Origin of the sequence: Bacillus sp. FSL K6-3431 (assembly GCF_038002605.1) — a bacterium.
Classification (GTDB): domain Bacteria; phylum Bacillota; class Bacilli; order Bacillales; family Bacillaceae_C; genus Lederbergia.
On record NZ_JBBOCT010000001.1, the window covers coordinates 2,004,785 to 2,028,518 of the forward strand.

Annotated in this window: 27 protein-coding genes; 2 read left to right on the plus strand and 25 right to left on the minus strand. The window is 37.2% G+C overall.

The window, feature by feature from the left end; all coding sequences use genetic code 11:
• Positions 1 to 5: 5 nt before the first annotated feature.
• The 9 genes from MHB53_RS10390 to MHB53_RS10430 form a co-directional block, all read right to left on the minus strand.
• Positions 6 to 938 carry an ABC transporter ATP-binding protein gene (locus tag MHB53_RS10390; protein ID WP_340917857.1) on the minus strand — a complete coding sequence of 311 codons (933 nt, stop codon included), beginning with the start codon at positions 936 to 938 and terminating at the stop codon, positions 6 to 8.
• Complete coding sequence (locus MHB53_RS10395; RefSeq protein WP_340917858.1) at positions 925 to 1,941, minus strand: ABC transporter ATP-binding protein; 1,017 nt, start codon at positions 1,939 to 1,941, stop codon at positions 925 to 927. Before MHB53_RS10395 ends, MHB53_RS10390 begins: the two co-directional genes overlap by 14 nt.
• Before the next feature lie 561 nt (positions 1,942 to 2,502).
• The gene (locus MHB53_RS10400) at positions 2,503 to 3,327 is read right to left on the minus strand and encodes an urease accessory protein UreD (RefSeq protein ID WP_340917860.1); all 825 of its coding nucleotides are present in this window, start codon (positions 3,325 to 3,327) and stop codon (positions 2,503 to 2,505) included.
• A gap of 1 nt (position 3,328) precedes the next feature.
• Positions 3,329 to 3,940, minus strand: coding sequence for an urease accessory protein UreG (ureG, locus tag MHB53_RS10405; RefSeq protein ID WP_340917862.1), 612 nt, complete (start codon positions 3,938 to 3,940; stop codon positions 3,329 to 3,331).
• A 65-nt stretch (positions 3,941 to 4,005) separates the two neighbouring features.
• Complete coding sequence (locus MHB53_RS10410) at positions 4,006 to 4,746, minus strand: urease accessory protein UreF (protein WP_340917865.1); 741 nt, start codon at positions 4,744 to 4,746, stop codon at positions 4,006 to 4,008.
• On the minus strand, positions 4,685 to 5,140 hold the full coding sequence (ureE, locus tag MHB53_RS10415) for an urease accessory protein UreE (RefSeq protein ID WP_340917867.1): 456 nt from the start codon (positions 5,138 to 5,140) through the stop codon (positions 4,685 to 4,687). The genes MHB53_RS10410 and ureE overlap by 62 nt, the downstream gene beginning before the upstream one ends.
• Positions 5,141 to 5,493: 353 nt before the next feature.
• On the minus strand, positions 5,494 to 7,206 hold the full coding sequence (gene ureC, locus MHB53_RS10420) for an urease subunit alpha (protein ID WP_340917869.1): 1,713 nt from the start codon (positions 7,204 to 7,206) through the stop codon (positions 5,494 to 5,496).
• Positions 7,203 to 7,526, minus strand: coding sequence for an urease subunit beta (locus MHB53_RS10425; RefSeq protein ID WP_340917871.1), 324 nt, complete (start codon positions 7,524 to 7,526; stop codon positions 7,203 to 7,205). The genes ureC and MHB53_RS10425 overlap by 4 nt, the downstream gene beginning before the upstream one ends.
• 12 nt (positions 7,527 to 7,538) lie before the next feature.
• Positions 7,539 to 7,841, minus strand: coding sequence for an urease subunit gamma (locus MHB53_RS10430; RefSeq protein WP_340917873.1), 303 nt, complete (start codon positions 7,839 to 7,841; stop codon positions 7,539 to 7,541).
• 335 nt (positions 7,842 to 8,176) lie between these two features.
• Between MHB53_RS10430 and MHB53_RS10435 the strand changes: the two genes are divergently transcribed.
• Complete coding sequence (locus tag MHB53_RS10435; protein ID WP_340917875.1) at positions 8,177 to 9,118, plus strand: urea transporter; 942 nt, start codon at positions 8,177 to 8,179, stop codon at positions 9,116 to 9,118.
• Positions 9,119 to 9,260: 142 nt separating this feature from the next.
• Here the strand turns inward: MHB53_RS10435 and MHB53_RS10440 are convergent, their stop codons facing one another.
• The 7 genes from MHB53_RS10440 to MHB53_RS10470 all read right to left on the minus strand — a co-directional run bounded on the left by MHB53_RS10440 (position 9,261) and on the right by MHB53_RS10470 (position 15,943).
• On the minus strand, positions 9,261 to 9,533 hold the full coding sequence (locus MHB53_RS10440; protein WP_340917877.1) for a hypothetical protein: 273 nt from the start codon (positions 9,531 to 9,533) through the stop codon (positions 9,261 to 9,263).
• A 21-nt stretch (positions 9,534 to 9,554) separates the two neighbouring features.
• Positions 9,555 to 11,387, minus strand: coding sequence for an ABC transporter ATP-binding protein (locus MHB53_RS10445; RefSeq protein ID WP_445661422.1), 1,833 nt, complete (start codon positions 11,385 to 11,387; stop codon positions 9,555 to 9,557).
• On the minus strand, positions 11,384 to 13,099 hold the full coding sequence (locus tag MHB53_RS10450; RefSeq protein WP_340917879.1) for an ABC transporter ATP-binding protein: 1,716 nt from the start codon (positions 13,097 to 13,099) through the stop codon (positions 11,384 to 11,386). Before MHB53_RS10450 ends, MHB53_RS10445 begins: the two co-directional genes overlap by 4 nt.
• Positions 13,100 to 13,302: 203 nt before the next feature.
• Positions 13,303 to 14,010, minus strand: a complete 708-nt coding sequence (locus MHB53_RS10455) for an anti-sigma factor (RefSeq protein WP_340917881.1) — start codon at positions 14,008 to 14,010, stop codon at positions 13,303 to 13,305.
• Positions 14,011 to 14,565, minus strand: coding sequence for an RNA polymerase sigma factor (locus MHB53_RS10460; RefSeq protein WP_340917882.1), 555 nt, complete (start codon positions 14,563 to 14,565; stop codon positions 14,011 to 14,013).
• An 83-nt stretch (positions 14,566 to 14,648) separates the two neighbouring features.
• On the minus strand, positions 14,649 to 15,143 hold the full coding sequence (locus MHB53_RS10465) for a COG4315 family predicted lipoprotein (protein ID WP_340917884.1): 495 nt from the start codon (positions 15,141 to 15,143) through the stop codon (positions 14,649 to 14,651).
• 23 nt (positions 15,144 to 15,166) lie between these two features.
• Entirely contained in the window at positions 15,167 to 15,943 is a 777-nt protein-coding gene (locus MHB53_RS10470) for an extracellular solute-binding protein (RefSeq protein WP_340917886.1), read from the minus strand.
• Positions 15,944 to 16,127: 184 nt separating this feature from the next.
• On the opposite strand from MHB53_RS10470, the gene MHB53_RS10475 reads away from it, so the two are divergent.
• Positions 16,128 to 16,538 carry a VOC family protein gene (locus MHB53_RS10475; RefSeq protein ID WP_340917887.1) on the plus strand — a complete coding sequence of 137 codons (411 nt, stop codon included), beginning with the start codon at positions 16,128 to 16,130 and terminating at the stop codon, positions 16,536 to 16,538.
• Positions 16,539 to 16,674: 136 nt separating this feature from the next.
• Here the strand turns inward: MHB53_RS10475 and MHB53_RS10480 are convergent, their stop codons facing one another.
• From MHB53_RS10480 to MHB53_RS10520, 9 genes are all read right to left on the minus strand, one after another.
• Positions 16,675 to 16,974 carry a hypothetical protein gene (locus MHB53_RS10480; RefSeq protein ID WP_340917889.1) on the minus strand — a complete coding sequence of 100 codons (300 nt, stop codon included), beginning with the start codon at positions 16,972 to 16,974 and terminating at the stop codon, positions 16,675 to 16,677.
• Positions 16,974 to 17,468: a hypothetical protein gene (locus MHB53_RS10485; RefSeq protein ID WP_340917892.1), complete on the minus strand. Its 495-nt coding sequence runs from the start codon at positions 17,466 to 17,468 to the stop codon at positions 16,974 to 16,976. The genes MHB53_RS10480 and MHB53_RS10485 overlap by 1 nt, the downstream gene beginning before the upstream one ends.
• Positions 17,469 to 17,522: 54 nt before the next feature.
• Positions 17,523 to 17,666 (minus strand): hypothetical protein, encoded by a 144-nt coding sequence (locus MHB53_RS10490; RefSeq protein ID WP_340917894.1) that lies wholly within the window; start codon positions 17,664 to 17,666, stop codon positions 17,523 to 17,525.
• A 114-nt stretch (positions 17,667 to 17,780) separates the two neighbouring features.
• A complete protein-coding gene (locus MHB53_RS10495; protein ID WP_340917896.1) occupies positions 17,781 to 18,254 on the minus strand; it encodes a CarD family transcriptional regulator in 474 nt (157 codons plus the stop codon).
• A 177-nt stretch (positions 18,255 to 18,431) separates the two neighbouring features.
• Positions 18,432 to 18,998, minus strand: a complete 567-nt coding sequence (locus MHB53_RS10500; RefSeq protein ID WP_340917898.1) for a PepSY domain-containing protein — start codon at positions 18,996 to 18,998, stop codon at positions 18,432 to 18,434.
• A gap of 229 nt (positions 18,999 to 19,227) precedes the next feature.
• Positions 19,228 to 19,953 carry a PepSY domain-containing protein gene (locus MHB53_RS10505; protein ID WP_340917900.1) on the minus strand — a complete coding sequence of 242 codons (726 nt, stop codon included), beginning with the start codon at positions 19,951 to 19,953 and terminating at the stop codon, positions 19,228 to 19,230.
• 54 nt (positions 19,954 to 20,007) lie between these two features.
• Positions 20,008 to 21,369, minus strand: coding sequence for a sensor histidine kinase (locus MHB53_RS10510; protein ID WP_340917902.1), 1,362 nt, complete (start codon positions 21,367 to 21,369; stop codon positions 20,008 to 20,010).
• Positions 21,366 to 22,064, minus strand: a complete 699-nt coding sequence (locus MHB53_RS10515; protein ID WP_340917904.1) for a response regulator transcription factor — start codon at positions 22,062 to 22,064, stop codon at positions 21,366 to 21,368. Before MHB53_RS10515 ends, MHB53_RS10510 begins: the two co-directional genes overlap by 4 nt.
• A gap of 69 nt (positions 22,065 to 22,133) precedes the next feature.
• The gene (locus tag MHB53_RS10520; protein WP_340917907.1) at positions 22,134 to 23,462 is read right to left on the minus strand and encodes a multi antimicrobial extrusion protein MatE; all 1,329 of its coding nucleotides are present in this window, start codon (positions 23,460 to 23,462) and stop codon (positions 22,134 to 22,136) included.
• Between the last annotated feature and the right edge of the window lie 272 nt (positions 23,463 to 23,734).

The window sequence follows — 23,734 nt, forward strand, 5'->3', positions numbered from 1 at the left end:
ATTTTTCAACCTCTCCCAGGCAATGCCACTAAATGTGTGTCAGATACGGGCTGTAATTTATACGCTAAGCCCTCTTCATCAAAATAATCATCATACGATTGTTCATATTCCGCTTTCACTTCTTGGCGGAATTGAAGTTGCTGATCTCGCTTCCTCGGATCAATATCAGGAATGGCAGCTACAAGACGTTTTGTATAGATGTGTTGAGGGCTAGTAAATATATCTTCCTTCGTACCTTGTTCGACATAACGTCCTTTATACATAATGCCAATATGATCACACATATGTTTAATAATCCCAAGATCATGACTAATGAAGAGATAAGTCAACCCTAATTCTTTTTGTATATCTTGCATAAAGTTTAGTACTTGCGCTTGAACAGAAACATCAAGTGCTGAAACGGGTTCGTCTGCAATAATCAACTTCGGCTTTAAGGCAATTGCCCGGGCAATTCCGATCCTTTGCCTTTGCCCACCTGAAAACTCATGAGGATATTTATAAATACTTTCGGGACTTAATCCAACTAGTTCCATCAATTCTTGTACGCGTTTTTTCACGCCATCCCTTGATAACTTCTCATAATTATTAATGGGCTCTGCCACAATATCTAAAACACGTTTTTTCGGATTCAACGAAGAATACGGATCTTGGAATATCATTTGCACGTCTTTACGTACTTTCATATCAGAACGTCGCAATTTGGTAATGTTTTGTTCATCAAAAGTAATTTTACCTGACGTAATATTGTTCAAACCAATAATTGCTCGACCAGTCGTCGTCTTTCCAGAACCTGATTCTCCAACTAGCCCATAGGTTTTTCCTTTTTCAATTGTAAAATTCACTCCATCAACTGCTTTTATATGATCAATCGTTCTACCAAATAAACCGCCTTTAATTGGAAAATGTACTTTTAGATCTTCTACTTTAAGAAACGCCATTGCGCTGGTCCTCCTTGTTTTTATCAGGGAAGTAAAATTGTTTATAGCAAGTGCAGCGTACGAAGTGACCTGGGCTAACTTCATGCAATTCCGGACTTTCTTCATGTGCCGAAGGATCTACCCAAGGTATTCTTGCACTAAACCTGCAACCTTCGCGGGGTAACTTTTGCAATGAAGGAACAATTCCCTTAATAACATGAAGTTTTGATTGGACTTCTTTTGAATTTGGTACGGAATTTAACAATGACCTTGTATACGGATGCAATGGATTTTCAAACAATGTGTATACATCTGCAATTTCCACTATTTGCCCTGCGTACATTACAGCAACCCTATCAGCCATTTCAGCTACTACACCTAAATCATGAGTAATAAGGATAATGCCCGCATTGCTGCCTTCTTTTAATTCTTTTATTAAATCAAGAATTTGTGATTGAATCGTTACATCAAGTGCTGTTGTAGGTTCATCTGCAATTAATAATTCAGGCTCGTTTGCAATCGCCATTGCGATGACAACCCGCTGTCTCATCCCCCCGGATAGTTCATGTGGGAATTGATCATACGTATGGTCAGGTCGTGGGATACCTACCTTATTCAACAAGGAAATAACCTTTTCTTTTTGTTTACTTTTTGGGAGCTGTTTATTATGCAAATAAATGATTTCCGCGATTTGCTCTCCAATAACCATTAAAGGATTTAACGCAGTGAGTGGGTCTTGGAAAATCATTCCTATTTCTTTCCCACGAAATTTATTTAACTTTGCCGGTGAAATATTAGCAATTTCCTGGTCTTTAAACAATACACTACCTTCAATCTTCGCCCGATTGTGTAAGCCCATAATCGAAAATGCGAGCGCACTCTTTCCACACCCGGATTCACCAACAATTGCTAATAATTCATTTTTATTTACAGTAAGTGATAAGTCATCCACAGCTGCATAATATTGATCTTTAATCCGAAATGATGTTTTCAGATTTTTTATTTTCAATAATTCTCCACTCAAATTAATCCCCCCTAATGAGAAATGAATTTATTCTGAATTTTACACTTACAGCTTCTTATACCCTATATTCTAGTAATGAATCACTTATTCGATTAAGTGAAAAGTAATTGAATCCATTTCTACCAGTCATCTGAAGGTTTAGATAATTCATTACAAATATGTAGATACCATTTGCATTTTTATTATCGATGATGTCTATAGGTGGTAACGGAAAAAACTATACTAATATATTGAATACAAAATTGCTTATTCTGTTTAATTATATACTGCCTTCACCATACGGTTACTAAATACCTATATAATGCGATTCATAAAATAAGAGTTTTCTACTTATTTCGAATATCAAACTAATTTTAGTATAAGAGAATAGTTTTAAAAATGCAATATCTTTTTCTCCTGTAAATAATGCCATAAAAGAAAGCGATATACGCACTGTCACATTTGATATAATTGTCTTTTTCAATACAAACGTTATGCGTTGTTACATTGCCCCCTGCTCAAACTATAATAATAAAAGAAAAAACACGTGGAGTATGTTTGCTCCACGGGTTTCCATTCTGTTTAATATTTTCGCAGGAACACTGCTTTTTTATTAAACCATTGTTCACGAATTAATCGATGACACTCCATAAATATTTTCTCCATTGCTTGAGTCGAATTCGCCAGTACCCTTAATGTAAAACCCGGGACAGCGAGTTGTGAGATGCCAAATTTGCTCTCACCCGCAACTTCTCCAAGTAATTCATAGAGTTCATCAAGAAAATCAGAAGTCATTTTTTCTCCAACAACGATCATTGATCCAAGATGTGTAAATCCTTCCATCAGCCCGATCGCACCCATTTGTTTGCGCGCTGGTTCCAATTTTAAATGATCGAATACAACAAGCTCATTTTCCATATAAATTTCATTCTTCAGCTGTAGCTTCCCATAGCTAAATAATTCTCCATCAGGCGACCATCCGGGAGTGAGCATATCGCAGTATACAAGGGTTGCTCCTTTTTCCATATGGATCATGTTTTTTTGTACGTAGCGAGCATCGCGATACCCGATTAATGGATCAGGAATATATTCAAGTACACTGTTCTCTTTCAAAGTAAAATTAGTCTCTTGACTAACAGGAACATTGGGAGTTTTGTATACTTTAGCAGCCGACTGAGTCGTTAATAACAGTTCGGCGCCTTCTTCCACAGTGATATCCATCCGATACGTATCGCCATCCACATAACCACCACCGGGATTGATAAGAAAATAAGTAACTTGACCAGACTCATCTAAATAAAGGGGACGCATCACTTTAAATGCCCCTTGGTAATAAACATCGTTCGGGATGGTCTTACCTTTTTTATTTTCAAGCTTTAACCGCAGTTCCCCTGTCCATCCACTCATATTAATGAAGACCTGCTAAAAGTGCATGCCTCTTGAGCCAATCTATCACTTCATCAAGCCCAGTATTGTCTTGCAAATTGGTGAATACAAATGGTTTATTGCCCCGGAAGGTTTTCGTATCTGCTTCCATCACATCAAGGCTAGCACCTACATATGGTGCTAAATCTATTTTGTTAATGACAAAAAGATCTGATTTAATCATCCCTTGTCCGCCTTTACGCGGGATTTTTTCCCCTTGCGCTACATCAATAATATAAATCGAAAAATCAACGAGTTCAGGGCTAAATGTTGCTGCAAGATTATCCCCACCGCTTTCAACAAAAATCAATTCGAGATCTTCATGCTGCTTTTTCAGATCTTCAATAGCAGCAGTATTCATAGATGTATCTTCTCTGATCGCTGTATGTGGACAGCCACCTGTTTCTACACCAACGATTCTGTCTGCTGGAAGGACACCATGATTCATTAAATATTTCGCATCCTCTTTCGTATAAATATCATTCGTAACTACCGCCATGCTTAGTTCATTTTCAAGGGCGCGTGTCAGTTTTTCAACGAGCATCGTTTTTCCAGCACCTACTGGACCACCTACGCCAATTTTAATTGGTTCCATTCAAAGCACTCCTCTTTTAAATATATGTTCAATAAGGAAGACGAGAAAAGATTTAAACAATCTCTTCAAGACATAAAAATTCTAATCGTTAACCGTTCATGTTTCATTTGTGAAATTTCAATTCCTGGAGCAGTAATACCAAAATCATCAAATTTTAGCTTCTCAGTCTCTTTTGCCGTTTCCAATAACTGAGGCTGAATATCTCTGAGAATTCTTTGACCTGCTGTTTGACCTAGTGGAATCCCTCTCACCGCATTTTGGACAATTCCTGATACACAGGAATATAAATAAGAGGAAATCGCGCTTTTCTTCGGCACTTCTAAGTAGTAAGCGATCATTGTAAAAACAATAGCTGGGTGACCGAACGATTGATTAGTAGAAATCCGCTCTTTATATTCAATTAGAAGCGGAAATTCGTATAGAGATAAACCAAGGCTTACCAACCGTTCTCCCATTTTATAACTACCTTGACGTACCTCACGTGGCAGATTTTGTACAGTAATCAAGCGATCAAGCTTCCAAATTTCAGCAATATCATCTCGCTCTATTGCTTCATACACAAGACGGCTCACAAGCCCGTCCGCGTATTTTAATTGTTCATCTACGTACATGTTGAGCCAAGCTGTAAACGATGCTGCATCTGTAACCTGATCTTCTTGGATATATGTTTCTAATCCATAGGAATGACTAAATGCCCCAGTAGGAAGCTGTGAATCAGTTAGCTGCAACAGCGCAAGTAAATAATTATCCATGGCTATGACCAATATGCCGGAATGCTTGTTTAACTTTTCTTTTCTCTCGCTCAAAAGGAATTGCTAACTCTTGAAGTAATTCTTCCACAAGATAGTCATATTGGACAAACATTTCATCACCTTCAAATTGAGCAGGCAAATGACGATTACCAAGTTGATGTGCAATATTCCCCATTTCTTGGATCGTTCTCGGTTTAATAATAAGTAAGTCATCTGGCATGACGTCAACGACGATCATATTGTGATCATCCATAAATAAAACATCGCCTGCCACTAAGTCCCGAGCTTCTTTTAAGCGTATGCCTAATTCATTCCCATGGTCAGTCGTAACCCTTTGAATTCTTTTTACAAGATCAGCACTTTCCATAAATACTTTTTCCTTATGGTATCTAGCAAGCTGATCTTTATCCATTTCATCAATATGAGTAACAATTTGTTCAATAATCATTTATCTGCTCCTTCAAAATCATTTAAAAAAGAAGGAAAAAAGCCAGAGCGACCTACTACGCTTCTTCCTAGCTTCTTCCTAGCTTCTTCCTAACTACACCACTCTAGCATTTCCATGACATTGGAAGTTAGAGGATTGTTTGATATTTATGATCACAACCCTCGTCATATCTGTTAAGCACCCACCTAAAAAGTTGCGGACTCTAAGTGGAGGGACTAGAGAGTCGTCATCCATAAGATTTAGGTCGTTGTGTTTGTACTATACAGGTAGCTGTCTATTGTCTCGTGCTGCTAGATACGGACAATGTATTAAGAAGAAATTCATAGCTGGTTTTCCCCGGACTTTTTAACCTCTTAAAATAGAAAATATCGTTGTGCCATTGGAACCACATCGACCGGATCACATGTTAGCAATTCACCATTTACTCTTACTTCATATGTTTGTGGATCGATCGTAATTTCTGGCGTTTCCGTATTTAATTTCATGTCTTTTTTCGTTAAATTACGAATACCACGAACAGGGAGAATTACTTTTTCAAGCCCAAGCTTGTCTTTAATACCATTGTCATATGCTGCTTGCGAAACAAACGTAATCGAATGTTTATAAAGAGCTTTACCGATCGTCGCGTACATCGGACGATAAATATATGGCTGTGGTGTTGGAATAGATGCATTGGAATCTCCCATTAAACTATTGACAACCATGCCACACTTTAGCACCATATCTGGTTTAACACCGAAAAATTTCGGACTCCATATGACTAGATCCGCATATTTTCCTTCTTCAATAGATCCGATATATTCTCCAATACCATGGGCAATTGCTGGATTGATCGTATATTTAGCCACATATCTCTTGATGCGGGTATTATCGCCAATTCCATTGTCACCGGACATTTTTCCACGCTGTTTCTTCATTTTGTCGGCCACTTGCCAAGTTCGGATTGCCACTTCCCCAACCCTACCCATCGCTTGGGCGTCAGAACTCGTAATACTGAAAACACCCATATCTTGAAGAATGTCTTCTGCTGCAATCGTTTCAGCTCGAATTCTTGAATCAGCAAAAGCTACATCCTCAGGAATATCAGGATTTAAATGATGGCACACCATCAGCATATCTAAATGTTCGTCTATTGTATTAACAGTAAAAGGGAGCGTCGGATTAGTGGAAGCAGGGAGAACGTTCATATAACTCGCTACTTTGATAATGTCAGGAGCATGACCACCGCCTGCACCTTCTGTGTGAAAGGAATGGATGACTCTATCTTTGAATGCAGCTACTGTATTTTCGACAAAGCCACCTTCATTTAATGTATCTCCGTGCAAAGCCACTTGAACATCATATTTTTCAGCAACTTTTAATGAGTTATCAATGGAAGAAAACGTTGCTCCCCAGTCTTCATGTACTTTTAATCCAATTACACCGGCTTCAACCTGCTCAGCTAGTGGTTCTTCTGCTGCTGCATGACCTTTTCCAAGTAAACCTACGTTAATAGGTAAGCCTTCCACCGCTTCAAGCATCCGATGAATATTCGCTGGTCCTGGTGTAACCGTCGTCGCTTTAGATCCTTCTGCCGGTCCTGTTCCACCACCAATTAACGTAGTCGTACCTGCCGTCAATGCTGTCTCTACTTGATCCGGATTGATAAAATGAACATGAGTATCAATTGCCCCAGCTGTAACAATTTTTCCTTCTCCAGCGATCACTTCTGTTGCTGCACCGATCACGATATCGATGTTGTCCTGGATCAACGGATTACCAGCCTTGCCTATTTTAAATATCTTTCCATCCCTAATTGCAAGGTCAGCTTTATAAATTCCTGTATAATCTAAGATGATGATGTTTGTAATAACCAAATCTGGAATATCATCGCCGCGTGTCGCAAGTGGATGCTGCCCCATACCTTCACGAATAACCTTACCGCCGCCAAAGACAACTTCTTCTCCATATAGCGTGCGATCTTCTTCAATTTCAATAAATAGATCTGTATCTGCTAAGCGAACAGCATCACCTTTTGTCGGACCGTACATATCTGTATATTGTTTTCTCGACATGCGAAAACTCATGATTGCTTCCTCCTATCAACTGATCCTTCTGTCTTTTCATTTAGACCGTATACAAGACGTTCTCCGCCTAAAGCTACAAGCTCCACTTCCTTTGGATCACCTGGTTCAAATCGGAAAGCAGCTCCTGCCGGAACATTTAAACGAAATCCAAAAGTTTCATCTCGATCAAACGCTAATGCTTCATTTACCTCAAAAAAATGAAAATGAGAACCTACTTGAATCGGACGGTCCCCCATGTTTACGACAGTTATTATTTTCGTTTCTTTTCCTTCATTGCAAATGATTTCTTCATCACGCAATATGTATTCACCTGGTTTCACCAGCAATTCCTCCTATCTAATCGGATTATGCACAGTTACAAGTTTTACCCCATCAGGAAACGTTGCTTCTACTTGGATATCATCAATCATATCTGGAACACCTTCCATGACATCTTCCGCAGATAAAATCGTTCCACCATATTGCATCAATTCCGCAACAGTTTTCCCATCTCTTGCACCTTCCAAAAGCTCATATGTAATGAGTGCAACAGATTCTGGATGATTCAGCTTTAATCCTCTATCTTTTCTACGTCTTGCCAAATCAGCCGCGACGACGATCATCAGTTTCTCTTGTTCACGTGGTAATAAATGCATCTTACTTCCTCCTATCTTTACATGACAATTGTGTCATTTTTCTTTTAATTCAAAAAGTCGGAGCGTGTTAATTAAGTAGAAAGCCTAAATACAAGTTTTCCCTAGCTTCTTAAAAATAAACACAAAACAGCTTCTAAACAAAATAGATAAAATTTATAATAGCTGTTAAAATTAACGACTCCTTCTATATCTATTTTTAATACCAAAAGCCCATCCTGTCAATGTTTAGGCTTGTTTCACTCTATTGAAAATATTTACATTTTTCATTTGGAGATAATAAGGTAAATATAATGTGATATATTTATAAATAAATTAAGTCCTAAGGGAGGGTTTCTTTGCAATACAAACTAGAGAAGTTTTTTAATAGTAATCATTATTTATCGCTTATTCCAGCAACCCTTAGGGGAGTATCGCAAGTCATTCTACTTGAAAATGCTATGTCAGGATTTATCATTATAATTGGCCTCTCTATTGCATCTCCTGCACTTGGATTGATGGCTTTCATTTCATCCGCAATCGGTACTTTAGTCGGTGATTTCGGAGGAGCAGATAAAAAACAAGTTCAGATAGGATTATTCGGTTTTAATTCTGTTTTAACAGGAATTGCGATTATGATGTTCATGGAAGGAGGAGTTCGCTGGATCATTGCGATGGCTGGCGCAGCTGTTGCCTCTCTACTGACAGCAGCGTTTATGCATACGGCAAAAAAATTCGCGTATCCAGTTTTAACATTCCCTTTTATTATTTTGACATGGTTTTTACTACTTTCAGCATACCGCTTTACAGCTTTTCAATTGAGTTCAGATTTAGTACCGCAATCCTTGTCCCAATGGCAATTAGATGTCGAGGGTGATCCCCGGTTATTTAGCGGATTAATAAAAGGAGTAGCAGAGGTTTTTTTAATTGATACTTTTTGGTCTGGAGTATTCATTTTAATTGCAGTGTTTTGGGCGGGCTGGAAATACGGTGTTTATACTTTATTCGCAACTGCTGTATCTTGGCTTGTCGCCTATTCTTTAGGAGCGGACATCAAGTTGTTGAATCTAGGTCTGTATAGCTATAATGCCGTCCTTTCGATGATTGCAGTCGGTTCCGTCTATAATGTCCGACAACGGAGTTTTCCTTTTGCAGCTACGATCGCTGCTATGGCTACGGTTCTGGTTACAGCTAGTGTCGATACATGGTTATTACCGTTCGGTCTCCCGCCACTTACCTTACCATTTGTTTTATGTACATGGTTATTTATCGGTTCCCGGAAGGTATTGCGTAATTTATAATAAAGGAAAGCAGGTACCTCGGCACTGGTATATCATGTAAGAACTATCTCAAAAATTGTATTAAACAATTAAGACTCTTTTGTGAGAAGCAATCTGGTTATATAAAAAGTGGACAGCTGATTAATCAGCTGTCCTTCTTCGTTTAATGGATGTATTCAATAAAGATTCTGCACACTTCAGCTTCTACTTCTTCAATTGGCATTTCATGATCTCCTTGCTCTGGCTGTGGATGAAACCAGTTCACGTCACCATTTCTATAATGTCCTTCATAGCTTTTGCCATCTAGGCTAATCTCAAAATGAGTCAAGCCATGAGGTAATCTTTCAAAAACTTCTTTTTTTACTTCAAATTCCTCAATCATGATGGCTCCGCCTCCTATTTTATTATGTACAGTTACGTTTCCCCATAATTTCAACTTGTAAACCTCTTTTTTCATTTAGCTTGCATTCACTGCAAATTGACTTCGATATAGATCTGCATAAAATCCATTTTGTGTTATTAGTTCGTTATGCGAGCCTTTTTCAATAATATCTCCTTCATTCATAACTAATATTACATCTGCATCTCTAATAGTAGAAAGTCTATGGGCAATCACAAAACTTGTTCGCCCAGTCATTAAGCGATTCATTGCACGCTGGATATTCATTTCTGTCCTCGTATCAACACTGCTAGTCGCCTCATCAAGAATTAATATTTTCGGATTAGCTAAAATGGCTCTTGCGATTGTAATCAATTGCCTTTGTCCTTGAGATATATTTCCTGCATCTTCGCCTAATATCGTGTCATAACCTTCAGGTAGCGTCCGAATAAAATCATCTGCATAGGCACTTTTTGATGCTGATATAATTTGATTTTCGGTTGGATCATTGTTTCCATATGCAATATTATCACGTATCGTACCATTGAAAAGCCACGTATCTTGAAGAACCATCGCAAATAATGATCTCACCTGTTCACGCGACATTTTTTTTAAACTGATCCCATCAATTAAAATTCTACCTGCATCCAGTTCATAAAATCTCATTAATAAATTGATGATCGTAGTTTTCCCGGCACCAGTCGGACCAACAATAGCAATGGTTTGACCTTGCTTCACTTCTAATGTCAAGTCTTTGATGACAGGCTCATTATGTTCATATCCAAAGCGAACATGTTCAAATGAAATACCACCCTCTAGCTGTTGTAATTGAATTGCAGCAGGAGATTCTTTCGGTTCTTCTTCTTCATCCAATAAAGTAAATATCCGTTCAGCAGAGGCGAGTGCAGTTTGAATCATATTTGCGATCCCAGCTGCTTGAGCCATCGGCTGCGACAATTGCTGTGAATACTGGATAAACGCCTGTACATCCCCAATTCGTATACTCCCATTTAAAACTAAAATACCTCCGCCGATACTTACAAACACATAGCCTAAATTACCGATGAACGTCATAAGCGGCATCATGATTCCCGAAATAAATTGTGCTTTCCATCCCGAGTAGTATAGCTTCTCATTGATTTCATCAAATGTCTCAATCGCCTTCTCTTCATGTCCATATGCTTTAACCACTTGGTGGCCAGAAAACATCTCTTCAATATGCCCATTCATATCCCCAAGCTCTTTTTGTTGGCTAATAAAGTGCTTTTGGGAAAAGGAGGAAACATATTTGATAACTAACACGCTTAATGGAAAAGTAACAAATACAACTAGTGTCAGCATAGGGCTAATGATTAGCATCATGATCACTATTCCAAATATCGATATAATAGACGTAATAATTTGGGACAGAGCCTGCTGCATCGCATTATTAATATTATCAATATCATTGATTGCTCTACTAAGTACATCACCATGTGAATGACGATCATAATATTTTAAAGGCAAACGGGTTAATTTATCATTTACTGCCTGCCTGAGCTCAGCAGTTGTTTTTTGTGAAACAGTCGCCATAAGAAACTGCTGTATATAAGCGAATATAGCGGAAAGGACATACAAAAATAATAATATCATTAACATTTTACCGATAAAATTAAAGTCAATGCCTACCCCTGTTTTAACACTAGTAAAAATCGAAGTCGTTGCATCTCCTAAAACTTTTGGACTGACGACATTAAATAAAGTCGAAAATACTGCAGCGAGTGCAACAATTAAAAGCTGATACTTGCGCGGTTTTAAAAAGGCAAGTAGTCTCCGAAGTGTTTTTTTGAATTCCTTCGGTTTTTCTCCATGCATTTGCCCTGGACCATGTTTTGGAGAAGAAGTAGGTCGCTTGTTATTTTGTTTACTCATGCTCCTTCCTCCTCACCTTGTGATGAAACAATTTCTTGATAAATCTTATTCTCAGCAAGCAATTGTCTATGCGTCCCAACACCCGCTATTTCTCCTTCATTTAAAACAATGATTTGATCCGCCTGGATAACAGTATTAACCCGTTGTGCAACTAAAATAATCGTTGCATCCTCCGTCACATTTTTTAATTCAGCTCTTAATCTAGCATCTGTTTTATAATCAAGCGCTGAAAAACTATCATCAAATAGATATATTTCCGGCTTTCTTATGAGTGCACGTGCAATCGCTAACCGTTGTTTCTGACCACCGGATAGGTTAGCTCCGGCCTGTTCTACTTTAGATTTAATTCCTGCTTCTTTATCCATTACAAAATCGCTAGCCTGACTAATTTCAAGTGCTGTCATCATATCCTCTTCACTAGCTTCAGGTTTCCCATAAAGAAGATTATCTGCGATCGTACCGCTGAATAAAGACGCCTTTTGCGGAACATAGCCGATTTTACTTCGTAGCATTTTTTGAGTCATATTTCTAAGATCAACTCCATCAATCAACACACTACCTTCCTCAACATCATAAAATCTCGGAATCAGTTTAATTAATGATGATTTCCCCGAGCCGGTACTTCCAATGATAGCAGTTGTTTCTCCAGGCTTCGCTTGAAAAGAAATATTATATAATACTGGTTTCTCTGCTCCTTCATATCTGAAAGTAACTTGTTTAAATTCTACATATCCCTTTTTCTGTGGCTCATTTACGGGTTGTTTTGGATCCTCTATTTCCGCTTCCATCAACAAAACTTCATTAATCCTTTTCACGGAAGCCTGTGCACGTGGAATCATAATGAAGCCCATCGATAGCATGACAAGTGAGATTAAGATCATCATTGCATATTGTAAAAAGGCCATTAAATTTCCAACTTGCATTAATCCTTGATCAATTCTAACAGCCCCGAACCAAACAATAGCGATATTCGTAAAATTCATCACGATCATCATGACTGGGAAAAGCATCGCCATCAGTTTATTTACTTTAATGCCCGTATCACGAAAATCTTCATTTGCGGTGTTAAAACGTTTCTTTTCATAATTAACACGGTTAAATGCTCGAACAACGCGAATACCTGATAAATTTTCTCTTACAAGCAAATTTAAACGATCTGTCTTTTTTTGCAGAGCGCCAAACAGCGGAATTGCTTTTCGTGAGATAATAAAAATGAGTATAGCAAGAAGTGGCAGTGCACCTAGAAAAACGAGTGACAAGCCTGGCTCCCTTGAAACTGCAAGAATTATACCACCGATCAACATAAGCGGCGCCCGCGTCATCATCCTTAAAATCATGTTTAACACATCTTGCACTTGCTTTACATCATTCGTTGTTCTTGTAATCAATGAAGCAGGACCTATTTTGTCGAAAGCCTGCAAAGAAAAGTCCTCTACACGAATAAATAAACTGCGGCGAACGTCTCTTCCAAAGCCCAGCGCCACTTTTGAAGCAAAAAACGAAACGCCAATCGTTAAAGCAACAGCAGCTAAAGCACAGAGCAGCATGATAACGCCTGTTTTTACGATGTATGGTATGTCACCGTTTACAATGCCAATATCAACAACATTGGCCATTAGCGTTGGTAGTAGCAGCTCCAACATAATGCCCCCGAGCGTTAAAATGACAACTAATGCAATATGTACAGAATACGGTTTAATATGTTTTAACATCTTGGTATCACTTCCTAATTATTAACATAAGTTCATTGTACCTATCAACCAACAAAAAATAAATGATTATCTTTAATTTTGTAGCTTTGAAGAAGGAAGTTTATAAGATGGTGTTAGAAGCATCTGATATATCAGGTTGGCATTTTGCAGAAAAACGCAAAAGAGACTCGCTCTTTGGCAAGTCTTTACATTAAATCGAAACATCATAAAGAACCAATTACTTTTTTACCCCTAGGCTCAGTACCATTTGCATCTGGTTCTTTCGTGATACCAATTTGGTCAAATTGCTCATTTTGTGCGAGGCTATAGGTCAACACGCCAGCGCCGGTTTCGTCAGGCTTGAAAACACCTGCATTGGAACGTTCTCCATCTTTTAACAACCATACTTGATAAACCTCTGATCCTTGCAGGGAAGGCAAATTTCGAATCTGTATGACTAGGCTTCTAACTTCACCATGTTGTACGATGAGCGCAGCGCCGTCTGTATTGGTATCCCCAGTAGATTGTAAAAGAAGCGTTGTTGGTACTTCTATTAAAGGGGACATAGCTACCAATTCTTTTTTCAGTTGATTATTCGAATATACTAGGGCTATTATCAAGAACAGAGATGCCAGCATAATTACAGAAACTGCTGGGGTAAACTGTCTACGAATAAACCTTCCCCATTTAACCTTTTTCACTGAAGCTTTAGGGTCTTGGTCAAAAACAAAGTCCATCACCTCTGACTTTAGGGATGCAGGAGCTTCCATATCTTCAAAGTCCCATTTTAGTGAACTCCAAGCTTCTGTCATTTGATCATACTCCCGAGTGCATTCTGGGCAAAGGGGTAGATGCTCAACGAATGCTTTTTTTGTCTTTTCGTCCAACTCTTCTGCTATATATGAAAGTAGGTTGCCGCACTCTTTACTCATTTATAGATCACCTACTTCCAAATGTTTCTTTAACTTTTTAAGGGACTGATGAAGTCTGCTCTTTATTGTTCCAATCGGTTCGTCTTCTATTTTTGCAATCTCCGTGAGCGAATAACCTTCCCAATAGAGTAAATCAATTAATCTTTTTTGTGGCCTACTTAACAAACTTTTTGCTTTAGCGATTTCACTAAAATGAATACTATTGTCTATTACATTATTCGGATCGGCTAAGTCGTTAGGCTGGCTCAAATCCATTTGCTTGTTATTCCTAATATGAATACTGTCCTTACGTATATAGTCCACACATACATTTCGAGTAACAGTTAGGATCCAATTTACAAAACTTCCTTTTTCAAGTGTATAAATACTTCTTGTCGTCCAAAGTTTTAAAAATACCAATTGCACAATCTCTTTCGTTTTTTCATCATTGCCATTTGTAAATTTATAGATAAATCCATAAATCAATTTAATATACCGGTCATAAATTTCTTCCAGAGCGGGACGATGCTTTTTATTTACTAACTCCATTAACTCTTCATCAAGTTTTTCTTTCAATCCCACCTGCACTCCCCGCCATTGATATTCTGAACATGAACATGAGAACGATCATATTTTGATCGTTCTCTTTATTATGCCATTTATTGAAAAGCTGTTTCATTATTTACAATATACCAAACATCTTTTACACCTTCACCATTTACATCGCCCTCTTGCTGATCATTTACAAAATAGTAAAGCGGATATCCTTTGTACGTCACTTGTTCAGTACCTGTATCTTCTCTTGTTATTGTTTCAAAGTCTTTTTTGTCCATGCCCGTCGGCACATCAAAATCTTTTTCTGCAAATGGAGGCCAATTTTCTAAACATTCACCGGCACAATTACTTTTTCCGGGCTCGTCTTTTTTAAAATAATATAGTGTCATCCCCTTAGAATCAGCTAGATACTCACCAACCTTCTCATTTTCTAGCAATTTCAAGCTTGCCGCATTTTCCTCTACTTGGTCTTTCTTTACAGATTCCGAACCTGCATTTGCTACTTGATCCTTTTTTACAGATTCCGAACCTGCATTTCCACAAGCAGCCAAAAATAGCACTGTAGCAAAAAACGTTAATATAAACATCCACTTTTTCATACTTATTCAGCTCCATTTCTCGTTTATTTCCAGCCCCATTGTTGGAATACTTGATGAGATTGTTCTGTTTTTAAAAATTCAATAAATTGTTTCGATTCTTTCCTATTGTCTGTTTCAGTGGTTAGACTTATTGGTGTTCCCCTATAGAGTTTTTCTTCTTCTGGAAACTGGACTAGTTCTGTCACATCTGACAGGCGGTAATGCCAAGATTCATAAGTGATCCAAGCATCGAATTTCGAATTTGCATTCCATAACTCAATCGCTTCAGCACTTGACTTTACGGATACGGCAATATTGTTGCTTATTCCGGGAATAAGTCCTTTTCGCCCTGCCAAATCCTCCCACAGCCCCAATTGACCAGCACCATTTACATCAATAATTTTAACACCAGGCTTTGTTAAATCCTCCAGTGATTGAATCTGTTTAGGATTTCCTTTTCTAACTAAAATGCCAGCAGCACGCGTATACAACTCCGTTCGAGTTTTTCCATTGATGATACCTGGATGCTTCAACATAAAGTCTGTCAGCATATATTCGGAACCACCGTAAATAATGTCCGCATCATGTTTGGCTTGATCAATCCATTTAGCTTCTGGGCCTGCTGTAACTTCGACTTCTATACCCGTTTTTTCTGTAAACTGCCCTGCAAGTTCTTTTATTGGTCCAAGGGGTCCACCTGGCCCGTACACTTTCACCACATTGTTGGCAGCATGACTTCGTTTTGAATCTGCTCCAGCTGAAATCCCTAGCAATATAAGCATGATTGACATCAGCATCGCAAGAAATAACTTTTTCTTCATACTGTTTTCTCTCCTTTCTAAAAAACCTGTTGTACTATAGGTAACGAAAGAAAACATCAAACGGTTTGAATAATTTTTAACTTTAAAAAAAAACACATATAGGCAAACGAATGTTCTAGCTATTTTAAATGATGTATGACTATAATATTACTTGCAAGATAAAAAAAGTTGGGAGTGTTCAATTATGAAGCATCAGGTGACACCTTATTTTACATTTGAAGGAAACGCAAGAGAGGCACTGGAGTATTATACAGACATCTTTAAAGGAGAAGTATTGGAAATGCAAACATATGGTGAAGCCGATTTTCCCACACCACCGGAAGCTGATGAGAAGATCATTCATGCAAAATTCAAAAAGGATGGACTCTTCATCATGGTTTCTGATGCTTTTCCAGGTCAGTCTGTTACAGTCGGTACTAATACTTCATTTGTGCTTGATTGTGAAAACGAAGACGAAATACTACATATATATGATCGCTTAATTGTAAAAGGAACCATCTTACAAGAACTTCAAGATACGTTTTGGGGTGCTAAATACGCCAAAGTCAAAGACCATTTTGGAATAGTGTGGGATTTGAATTATACAAAAGAGTAATACAAAAAGCTGGCTAAATAGGCCAGTTTTTTTTCAACAGGAAGCAGGTATCAGTTTTAATGAACATGGTTCATGCCTAATTTCAAAGTACACAATGTACTAGTTTTCTAATTTACAAAGCAATTCCGTTTTTTCTTTATGCAAATCGATAATATATTAATAGAAATGTTGAGATAACGAATAGGAAATTCAAAAAGTCAAAAATAAATTGATCAGTAGCTGATTTATGGATTTTGATCGGAGGGTTATAAAAAGAAACACCTTCAATAATAAATATAATTAATACAATATGAATCATGAAATGGCCGATGATTTCCGTAAATCCAAACAACATCGTTGTTAAAATAAAGATAATAGTGACAACAATGCCTAGCACTCGATTTAAAATCCTAACTACTAATAAATATCCAACAATAAATTCAATAATTGCAGCCATTACGATAAATACCGCTGGGAACCCGAATCTTGGTACATGATGACTTGCGACAATATCAAGTGACATTCCAGGGGTATACCCATTTTTCCACAGCCACCCAACATAAGGATAGACCAGTACCTAAATATAAAAAGGGAAAACTCATTCTCCCATTTAGTATGACTAACTAGCAAGACACCTATTATTTCTACATGAAATCCATAGTCTAGCATATGGAAAATACCGTTTTGCATCGTAATATAAACAAATAACCCTAGTAAAATAAATGCTCTCGCTTTCGTAGCATAATGATGCGGTATTAATAGACAGCCAATAACACCCCAGAATATAACTATTGCAATTGTATTGTGAAGTTGAAATTCTGGTGCGAAGAGTGTACCGCTCGTTACTTGAAGAAACAAAGCGATTGCTGTTCCATATTTTAATATCGTTTTCGAATACTTCCTCATACTTGAGAGCTTTTCATCCCATTTTTTCACAATGCGCCGTTTCATCGTTTTTGGAATCAACACAGCAAGAAACGCTAGCCCAAATGCTACAATAAACGTTTAAAGAATAAATAATGGCGTAATGATATTTTCAATCGTCTCTTTTTCAGGTGTAACTTCCGTGAACCACTTCACATGTGCATTTGTAAAAAAAGGCGTAATAACTAATCCTAAAATATTGCAAAAAATAACTTCTTCATCCATGACACCCCAATACCTACTTAAGTTATTATAAATATACAAATATTAAAACGGAAACGCATTACCCCCTAAATTCCCAACAAAAAAACCTCTTCAATTAGAAAGAGGCTTTCAAAGTTAATGCGTGATGACAAGCATATCAGCAGCTTGGACCTCACTGATACCTTTAATTAAACAAAGTTCACTAATTAAGACTTTTCTTGCATTATTCAACATTTGTTTCTCACTTGCATTAAGCGGCTTTTCCTTTTTACGATATAAAAGGTCTCGAACGACTTCAGCACCGTCCGTCATGTCACCTGTTCTCATTTTATCCGAATTTTGTTTAAACCTTTCTTTCCATGGAAGCTGACAATCAGGTTCTTCATTATGAAAGTCAAACAAAATTTCTTGTAGCGTTTTCCGATCTACCACTTGACGTATCCCTGTTTTCACCATATTTTTCATCGGAATCATCACGTCCATATTACTAGCCGGGATAGTAAAAACACAATATTTCTGCATTTCACCCTGGATTTCTCTTTCCTCGATGGCTTCAATTACACCTGCACCGTGCATTGGATAAAAAACTTTATCGCCAATATGAAACAAGTTATCCACTCCTATGATTTGCTATATATTCATTATACCATAACATTAAAAATTTATCAAATTTACAAATATATCACGAACAGTCAATGTGTGTCAATACATTTTTTCTTATTTCTTCTAAAAAATATATGTAAAATTATAACAAAAGGTCCATCACTTGGATGGACCTTTAACTTCTTATTGATCATCATCTTCATCTATCTCTTTTTCAAGAATTTTTCCTGTTTTCGCGTCGACTTTAATTTCCACTTCTTTGTTTCCTGCTTTGATTTCAATCTCATAATCATTGTCATCTGAATCAAAGTCTATATCTGAAACATTTCCTGATGTATCTTTTAACGCAATTGCTATAGCTTCCTTTTTTGAAATATTCTTGTCTTTATTTGAACGCTGATTGTCTCTATCATCGTCTTCGTCTCTTTCGTCTTTATCTACCTTGATTATTTCACCAGTCACAGCATCTACATCTACGTCAACATCATCATACTCAGGTACATCTATTTCGACCTCATAAATAAGACGTCCGTCGTCCTTATCTAATTCCACACTATTTAAAGATCCTCCCACTTCATTAATAGCAATCTCTGTTGCCTTTTCCATTGAAATGATAGACGTATCGGCCTCAGCTTGAGTATTCGTCTTCACATTCGTATTGGAATTAGCATTCGAAATAGCTCCCGCACCTAACGCCCCTCCAAATAGAACAAATCCTGCAACTCCAACAATCATTAACTTTTTTTTCATTTGTTATGTCCTCCTCTATTTGATCTAACTACATCATAACTTGCGAATATGAGGACGTTCGGATAGCAAGATGAGAATTTGATGAGAAGTACCATTTACAATATGTCCCTCCCTTGAAAAAGCATTAGAAACATACCATGCCTGCCTTATTTATACGATAACTAATAAAACCCACAGCCTTCTAAGCTGTGGGTCTTCACATATAAATTAAAAGATTATATATAGGGATTTACTCATCCCATGAAATATTCATAACTTTACCTGTCATTGCATTAATTTGTATTTCTGCTTCCCGTTCGTCATTTTGTTCAATTTCTATAAGGTAATAAAATAAGCCATCCTCGTTTTCGAAATCTATATCATCCACTGTTCCGCTCACTGTTTCAAGGGCAATTTTCACAGCCTCAGCTTCCGTTAATTTCGTCGTCACTTCTTTTGCAGGTGTTAGTTTTTTCTCCTTTGTATCGACCACTTCTCCAGTTAACGCATTTAAGATCATCACTGTCTTTTTTTCACTATCTTCAAGCACGGCATCATAAAAAACCTGATCTTTGTCTTCTCTTCTGTCCAGTTTTTTAATTTTTCCCTTTTTCTGCTTTTCAATAATTTTTTTGATCTCTGCTTCCGATATTTCTTTGACACTAGCTTCCTGTTTTTCTTTCTTTAATTCTTCATCGGAGATAGTCCTAATAATCTCAATCACATCTCCGGTAGATCTATCTATTCGCAAATCATACGTTTTATCTTCTAATTTAAATATTACTCTATAGACATCCTTTACAAGTGTAATATCAACAATTTCTCCACTATATCTTTCTGTCGCTATTTTTTTTGCATCAGCTTCTGACAGTGGTTTGGCCGAGGGCGACAACCCCCACAATTGCCAGACAATGATTGCAAGTAAAATAATGCCTCCAACTCCAAGAGCAACTCGGCGTAGACCTTTTTTCTTCATCTGTCTCACTCCAAAAATATTATTAACATAATCATACTAAATTAAGATGAGAATTTACTGAGAATGAGCAATTTCAAGAGAGATTTTTGCCGTTGTACCATACCCTTCCACACTCTCCAAACTGAGATGGGCATTAATAGCTTCTGCAATTTCCTTTGCTAGTGATAGTCCAAGACCGAATCCACCTGTTTTTCTTGTTCTCGCTTTATCTACTCGGTAAAAACGATCAAATACTTTCGATATTTCCTCAGCAGGTATACCGACACCCTCATCCTTGATTTCGATAATTCCCTTATCCTCTTCTCTTCGTACGATTACAGTAATCGGAGCTTCACTATATTTATGGGCATTTTCCATTAAAATATAAAATAATTGCTTCAGCTTTTGTTGGTCTGCTTCAACTGTAACGTCTTCTTCTATCCTCATTTCAATATGCCGATCAAAAGCAGCTTTGAAAGATCGAATGGATTCTTCCCCAAGTTGAACCAACTTAACCGACTTCATTTCTACATTCCACTGATCTTCTTGACGTGCAAGAAGAAGTAATTGTTGTGTTAATTCTTTCATGCGAATTGCTTCAGAGTGAATTGCTTCTATAGATTCTTGGAAAAGTTCGGGTTGCTGCAGTCCCCTCCGCTTTAAAAGGCTCGCATATGATTCGATCACAGTAAGCGGCGTTTTTAATTCATGTGATGCATTTGACACAAACTGCTCTTGTTTCTCAAAGTTCTGTTTAAGTTGATCTATCATTTCATTAAAAGTTTCGCCCATTTGGTAAAGTTCATCTTTCGATTGTTTTGGCAAGTCGATCTGTTTGTATTTGCCACTTTTTCGAATTTCAAACATCGTCATGATCATGGATGAAATGGGTTTTGTAATAAAGTTACTTAATAATCTAGAAGAAAAAATGACCGGGATGGAGACTAGTAATGTAACAGCTATCAATACGATCCTTAATGTTCGTAAAATTTGAGTAGTCGCTTCAATACTCTCTGTCATTTGCAAATTTGCAATTTCTCCCTTACTAGTGATAATTGGTATAGAAACGAATGTATAGGGCTTTCCTTTATAATCAATTATTTTTCTTTTTTCTTGCTCATAAAACACTGTAGGCCAATTTTCCAATTGACGCTGACTAGCATCAATACTACCTGCACCAGGACTTCCATCCGCATGAATAATTTGCAACATGCCATTGACGACTGGCATATAGGCTCTAAGTACATCCGTAATGTTTATCGTTTTATCATTTAGATTCATTCCTTCCACCGTCTTTGAGGCTTCAGTAGATGAACGCTCCAGCTCACCATTCAGCACCATGCGACTAAATGTAATGTAAATGGCTCCATTTACCAAAATAAGCAGGAAAATAAACATCACAATCGTATAAAGATTTATTCTACTTCGCAGTCTCATTTCGTATCCTTCAGTACATAGCCTATTCCTCTAACAGTGTGAATAAGTGGCTCATCATATGGTTTATCAATTTTATTGCGTAAATACCGAATATACACGTCCACAACATTCGTGTCACCGAAATAATCATAGCCCCAAACGCCATTTAAAAGTTGCTCCCTATTTAGAACATGTCGTGAATTCTTCATTAAATAGGCCAATAAATCAAATTCTCTAGGTGTAAGTTCAATTAAATCTTCTCCTCTGTATACTTCTCTTGTATCCACATTTAATGTTAAGTCTGTGAACTGCAGCATCTCCTCTTCCAAAACATTTGAACTATGCTGGTGAGTTAATCGTAATGCCACCCTTATTCTCGCTAGCAATTCCTCAATTTGAAATGGTTTCGTCAAATAATCATTCGCACCAAGATCTAATCCCGACACTTTGTCTTCAACAGAATCTTTAGCTGTCAACAGAATAACAGGCACACTTGATTCACTAGAGCGAATCCGACGTAAGACTTCAATTCCACTTAATCCTGGCAGCATAACATCCAACAATATTAAATCCCACTCATGCTCACGAAACATAGCAAGACCATCTAGTCCATCCAATGCTTTTCCCGTTTCATAGCCTTCATAGGTAAGTTCAAGCTCTAATAACCGCGCTATTTTTTCTTCATCCTCAACAATTAAAATACGCTGTTTATTCATTTTCATCCCTCGTTTACATATGTTTGTACTGTTATATTAACATGAATACTAAAAAGCCTTTGATTTTCATCAAAGGCTTTTTAGTTTCTTCCCACTCTTTTTAAAATAATACCTTAAGAATATGAATGCAATCGCCGTCTCTGTCAAAATACCGATCGATTGGGCTAAAGAGCCGATTAGTCCGCCTCCGTTTGGTAGAATGAAAATAAACGTAAACAGCGCAATAAAGGTTAATAAAACATTTCCTGCTTGAGAATAAGATAATACCTTTGTCTGACCCTTTAACATAAGTACTCCATTGATAAAATCGAGCCAAGGAAAACAAAGTGCAAATAAAATAAAAAATTTCAACGCTAAAATACTTTGTTCAAGCAATTCGCCTGATACACCCATAATATTTTGAAAGCCCCAAATACCAACAGGAGAATAGACAATAGTTATTAATAAAACACTCGGAACAAGACTGAAAATAAAAGCGAACCGAGTTACAGCCCTTGCATCTTTTTCGAAAAAGTTAATAACGATCTGATGTGTATAAGATGAAATGCTTACTAATAGATTTAATACGGAAAACGCGATTGCATAAGAAGCGATAGCAATTTCAGCTTTGCCACTAGATCCCAATACTGCATTCGTAGCCGGAGAAATACTTACGGATATTAAGGATGCGATTAATAGTGGTAGATAAAATTTCATCACTTGTGATCGATGAACAATTGGATGCTCCACTTTTTTATCTGGTAGCTTTTTTACTAATTGACGACCTTCCACAGCACTAACTAATGCCTCAATCACCATTCCTATTAAAAAAATATACGCGCCAATATAGCCGTGATTTACCAAATTATATTTTAATAAAATATACGCGAGGGATGCCATAACAAGTAACCGAAAAAACATACCAATTGTAAGCCACTTCGTTCGCAAATTAGAAATGATGACGCCTTGGTATAAACAGCGTATTCCAGAAAAAATGGTTACGAACATTAATACACGATAAACTGCTAGCGTTGGTTCCAGCATTTGCTCTTTAACACCAAGGATTTCCGAAAAAAATAATTTTCCCAGCGGTGAATATCCTATAATAAGACTTAACGCTAAAATAACCGCAAGCAGTCTGACTGAAAGTCTCGATACTAACCTAAATGACTGTTTATCTCGGACGAGCGTCGCACACGTTTGCCGTAATATTACCGCGCATCGCTCAAATATAGCGAATAAGCTCATTGCCACAGAGTAGCTCGCAATAACAACAACAGGATCTGATGATCGCGCTAAAGTGCCGTTAATGATAACGTGTGAAATCGTTACTAAACTTGCAGAAATACCTAAAGGAATAAAAAATCGGATTAATGTACGGAAGGAAACAGCCTTTTTTGCTTCTTGTTGTATGTTCATCTTGTCTTCACTTCTAACTAATATTATTTGCAGCTTTTTTCTCGCATATATTAATCTTCTACAACGCTTTCAAAATCCCTTTACATATACCAATAAAATTAATTTCATATAGATATTAGAACACTTATATAAATACTTTCCACTAATTGTTTAATCCGAATTATTCATCCATAACTAATAAGTAATTGCCTAGATAAATCAAAGTATTATATTCACATTCTTCCATTTCACTAAAATAGACTATACGTCGAATAAAGCCCTGTATCATATTA

Excerpts from the sequence above, each read along its gene's own strand:
- MHB53_RS10480 (WP_340917889.1), bottom strand. The coding sequence starts at position 16,974 with ATGGCTGCAATTATTGAATTTATTGTTGGATATTTATTAGTAGTTAGG.
- ureE (WP_340917867.1), bottom strand. The coding sequence starts at position 5,140 with ATGATTATTGAACAAATTGTTACTCATATTGATGAAATGGATAAAGAT.
- MHB53_RS10470 (WP_340917886.1), bottom strand. The coding sequence starts at position 15,943 with ATGAAGAAAAAGTTATTTCTTGCGATGCTGATGTCAATCATGCTTATA.
- MHB53_RS10505 (WP_340917900.1), bottom strand. The coding sequence starts at position 19,953 with ATGAAGAAAAAAGGTCTACGCCGAGTTGCTCTTGGAGTTGGAGGCATT.
- MHB53_RS10500 (WP_340917898.1), bottom strand. The coding sequence starts at position 18,998 with ATGAAAAAAAAGTTAATGATTGTTGGAGTTGCAGGATTTGTTCTATTT.
- MHB53_RS10390 (WP_340917857.1), bottom strand. The coding sequence starts at position 938 with ATGGCGTTTCTTAAAGTAGAAGATCTAAAAGTACATTTTCCAATTAAA.
- MHB53_RS10445 (WP_445661422.1), bottom strand. The coding sequence starts at position 11,387 with ATGAGTAAACAAAATAACAAGCGACCTACTTCTTCTCCAAAACATGGT.
- MHB53_RS10430 (WP_340917873.1), bottom strand. The coding sequence starts at position 7,841 with ATGCATTTATTACCACGTGAACAAGAGAAACTGATGATCGTCGTCGCG.
- MHB53_RS10485 (WP_340917892.1), bottom strand. The coding sequence starts at position 17,468 with ATGAAACGGCGCATTGTGAAAAAATGGGATGAAAAGCTCTCAAGTATG.
- ureC (WP_340917869.1), bottom strand. The coding sequence starts at position 7,206 with ATGAGTTTTCGCATGTCGAGAAAACAATATACAGATATGTACGGTCCG.
- MHB53_RS10515 (WP_340917904.1), bottom strand. The coding sequence starts at position 22,064 with ATGAATAAACAGCGTATTTTAATTGTTGAGGATGAAGAAAAAATAGCG.
- MHB53_RS10490 (WP_340917894.1), bottom strand. The coding sequence starts at position 17,666 with ATGGATGAAGAAGTTATTTTTTGCAATATTTTAGGATTAGTTATTACG.
- MHB53_RS10520 (WP_340917907.1), bottom strand. The coding sequence starts at position 23,462 with ATGAACATACAACAAGAAGCAAAAAAGGCTGTTTCCTTCCGTACATTA.
- MHB53_RS10450 (WP_340917879.1), bottom strand. The coding sequence starts at position 13,099 with ATGTTAAAACATATTAAACCGTATTCTGTACATATTGCATTAGTTGTC.
- MHB53_RS10475 (WP_340917887.1), top strand. The coding sequence starts at position 16,128 with ATGAAGCATCAGGTGACACCTTATTTTACATTTGAAGGAAACGCAAGA.
- MHB53_RS10510 (WP_340917902.1), bottom strand. The coding sequence starts at position 21,369 with ATGAGACTGCGAAGTAGAATAAATCTTTATACGATTGTGATGTTTATT.
- MHB53_RS10455 (WP_340917881.1), bottom strand. The coding sequence starts at position 14,010 with ATGAGTAAAGAGTGCGGCAACCTACTTTCATATATAGCAGAAGAGTTG.
- ureG (WP_340917862.1), bottom strand. The coding sequence starts at position 3,940 with ATGGAACCAATTAAAATTGGCGTAGGTGGTCCAGTAGGTGCTGGAAAA.
- MHB53_RS10400 (WP_340917860.1), bottom strand. The coding sequence starts at position 3,327 with ATGAGTGGATGGACAGGGGAACTGCGGTTAAAGCTTGAAAATAAAAAA.
- MHB53_RS10465 (WP_340917884.1), bottom strand. The coding sequence starts at position 15,143 with ATGAAAAAGTGGATGTTTATATTAACGTTTTTTGCTACAGTGCTATTT.